At 75.2% G+C, this 3,464-nt stretch carries 2 protein-coding genes; both read right to left on the bottom strand.

Going from position 1 to position 3,464, the window contains the following annotated elements:
* A partial coding sequence (locus AB0M52_RS32375) for a helix-turn-helix domain-containing protein (protein ID WP_363961560.1) occupies positions 1–2,540 on the bottom strand: 2,540 nt, incomplete at its 3' end.
* Positions 2,541–2,657: 117 nt separating this feature from the next.
* On the bottom strand, positions 2,658–3,464 hold an 807-nt coding region (locus AB0M52_RS32370), incomplete at its 5' end, for an acyl-CoA dehydrogenase family protein (RefSeq protein WP_363961558.1).

Here is a 3,464-nt window from a genome sequence, read left to right as displayed (position 1 = left end):
CGGGGCGGGGCGGGGGCGGCCCCCCCCCCCGCCCCCCCGCGCCCGGCAACAGCCTCCGCGGGCGGCCTGCTCCGCGCCACGGACAGCACGTACAGCAGCTCCTCTTCCTGCGGCAACAGCCGGATACCCGCGTCCCGGCAGGCCAGATCCAGCCGGTTGAGCACGGCCGGGTCGGAGGTGCTCGCGGCCAGGCCCACCAGCGCCTCCACCACCGTGCGCCGGTCCCGGTCCTCCCCATCCATCTCGGCCACGGCGGCGAACCACTCCGCCGCGACCTCCCGGTCGCCCCGGTGCCGGGCCAGGTGCCCCTCGATGAGCGCCCCGGTCCCGTCGAGCGGGCGCAACTCCACGAGTACCTCTGCGGCCTCGGCCACCCGGCCGTCCTGTGCGAGCGCCAACCCCAACGTGCCGAGTACCCGTCGTCGATGTCGCGGGGCGCCCAGGTCGGCGAGCGCCGCCAGGACCCGCCGGGCCTCGTCCGCCGCGTCGGCGTACCGGCCCTCCAGGCGGAACACCTCGGCGACCGTGCCCCGCGCCAGCACCCGAAGGCGCTGCTCCCCGCACTGCCCGCCGAGCCGGTCCACCGTGGCCAGCCGGCGCCGGGCGGCGGTCAGGTCGGCCGCCCGGATCTCGTGCCACGCCAGGTGATGCTGCGCGACCGCCATCTGGCGGACCAGGCCGCCGCCGGTGGCCACCGCCAGCACCGCCTCCGCCTGCTCCCGCGCCTGGCGCGGTTGGCCCGTCGCGGCCAGCAGGGCACCCAGCACGGTGCGCGCCTCCAGCTCGCCCGGGACATCCCCGAGCCGCCGGAACGCCTCCAGCGCGGCGCGGACCCTCGGCACCTCCGCACCGGCCCCGCCGTGCTCACCGGCGAGCGACGCGACGCCGAGCGACGCCCCCGCCCGCAGCGCCTGATCGGCATCGGCGGTACGCGGGTCGGCGAGCAACCGCAGCAGCCACTGCCGGCCCGGCACGTCACGCCCACGCAGTCGCCACCACCAGGGCAGGCCGGCCGCCAGCCGCAACGCGGTCAGCGGGTCGTCGACCGCCGCGTACGCCAGCGCGGAGCTGATGTCGCCGGTGACCTCGTCGAGGCGGTGCGCGGCGGCGGTGGCACCGGCACCGGTCAACCCCGGCGCGGTCCGCTCCACCAGCCTGGTGACCACCCGGGCGTGCCGGCGGCGGATCGCGGTCGACTCGCCGGCAGCGGACGCCTGCTCGACGGCGTAGTCCCGGACCGCGTCGACCAGCCGGAAACGGAACGGCCCGGCGCCGCGTACGCTCAGCAGCCCCAGGTCGAGAAACCGGTTCAGCAGCGGTACGGGATCGGCGGCGACGGCCGTGCCGGCCAGCATCTCCTCGGCCAGCTCGACGGACCACCGGTTGCCGAACGCGGCGAGCCGGCGTAGCGCCGCCCGCTCCTCGACGGCGAGCAGCCGGTAGCTGGTCGCCACGGCGTCCCGCAGCGTCTCCGCCACCGCCGTGCGGGCATCGTCGCCCCGCGACTGGCCCGCCTCCCAGCCGCTGCGGGCCGCGACCGAGGTGTCCAGGTCCAGCACCCGGTCGCCGTACCGGTCGAGCAGCTCGGTGAGATCGAGCAGCCGCCCACGCGCCGCCATCAGCTCGATGGCCAGTGGCAGCCCGCCCAGCCGCCGCACCAGTGCGGCCAGCGCCGGCAGTTCGGCGTCCGACGGCGGCTCCCGCCGGACCTGGGCCAGCCGCGCGGTGAACAACTCCACCGCCGGATAGCCGGCGAGCGTCGCCGGATCGGTGCCGCCCGGCGGTGGCACGTCCAGCGGCGACACCGGGCGGACCCACTCGCCCGGCAGTCCCACCGGGTGTCGGCCGGTGACCAGCACCCGCAACGACGGCACTGCGCCGACGAGCCGCTGCAACGTCCCGGCCACCGGGTCGGGCGCCCGTTCGACGGCGTCCACCAGCAGCAGCGCCCGGCGGTCGCCGAGGCGGGCGGCCAGCTCCGTCACCCGCGCCGCGCCGAAGACCGTCACCGAGGCGGCGAGCACGTCGGCCGCGTCCGACCCGGCACCGACCAGGACCCCGGCGGCGCCACCGGGATGGGCGGCGGCGACCGCGTGAACCGCTGCTAACGCCAGTGCGGTCTTACCTACGCCGGCCAGCCCCACCAGGCTTACCACCCGGGGGCCGCGCGGGTCGGTCAACATCGTGGTCAACTCGGTCATGTCCCGATCGCGGCCGATCAGATCCGGCGGTGGTGGCAGGTCAAGCCGGGTACCCGGCTCGGGCTGTGGTGCCGCGGCACCCGCTCCGCGCGCGGCGGCCAGAAACGCCGCCCGGACCGCACCGGTCAGTTCCAGCGCCCCGGCGAGCAGCTCGACGGTGGTGCGCTGCGGCCGTGAGGCGCGTCCCCGTTCCAGGTCACGAACCGTCCGCACGCCGACGCCAGCACGGGCCGCCAGGTCTGCCTGAGTGAGGCCAGCGGCCCGGCGGTGTGCCCGCAGCACCTCGGAAAGGCCGGCAGGTGCGGGCGGGCCCGGCGAACGATCATGACCCAGAGTCATGGCCCGGGACATTACGGGCCAGGCCCGACACCGGACACCGGAGCGTCAGCCACCCGACCGGTCGATGCCGAAACCTGACAGCGGCCAGCCGAGCCGGCGCTGACTAACCCGGGCGACTCACATCCCCAGGTCGCGGGCGATGATCATGCGCTGCACCTCGGAGGTGCCCTCGCCGATCTCCAGGATCTTGGAGTCCCGCCAGAACCGGGCCACCGGGTACTCGTTCATGAAGCCGTACCCGCCGTGGATCTGGGTCGCCTCCCGGGCATTGTCCACCGCGATCGTGCTGGCGTGCAGCTTGGCGATCGCCGCCTGCCGCTTGAACGGCTCGCCGGCCAGCATCCGGGCCGCGGCGTCGTAGTACGCCAGCCGGGCGGTGTGCGCCTTCAGCTCCATGTCGGCGATCTTGAACTGGATCGCCTGGTAGTTGCCGATCGGCTGGCCGAAGGCGTGGCGCTCCTTCGCGTACTTGACCGACTCGTCGACGCAGCCCTGAGCGAGGCCGACGGCCAGCGCGGCGATGGCGATCCGACCCTCATCGAGGATGCGCAGGAACTGGGCGAAGCCGCGGCCGCGCTCGCCCAGCAGGTTCTCCGCCGGCACCCGGCAGTCGTCGAAGTTCAGCTCGTGCGTGTCCGAGGCGGTCCAGCCGACCTTTGAGTAGCCGGGCGCGACGGTGAAGCCGGGGGTACCGCTCGGCACGATGATCGTGGACAGCTCCTTCGAGCCGTCCGGCCGGATGCCGGTTACGGCGGTGACGGTGACCAGGACGGTGATGTCGGTGCCCGAGTTCGTGATGAACGCCTTCGAGCCGTTGATCACCCACTCGCCCGCCGCCTCGTCCAGCACGGCCCGGGTCTCGGTGCCACCGGCGTCCGAGCCGAAGCCGGGCTCGGTGAGGCCGAACCCGGCCAGCGCCTCGCC

It is taken from the genome of Micromonospora sp. NPDC051296 (assembly GCF_040682255.1).
Taxonomy (GTDB): domain Bacteria; phylum Actinomycetota; class Actinomycetes; order Mycobacteriales; family Micromonosporaceae; genus Micromonospora; species Micromonospora craterilacus.
The sequence above is the reverse complement of the archived record's forward strand: the minus strand, read 5'-3'. Positions and strand labels throughout refer to the sequence as shown.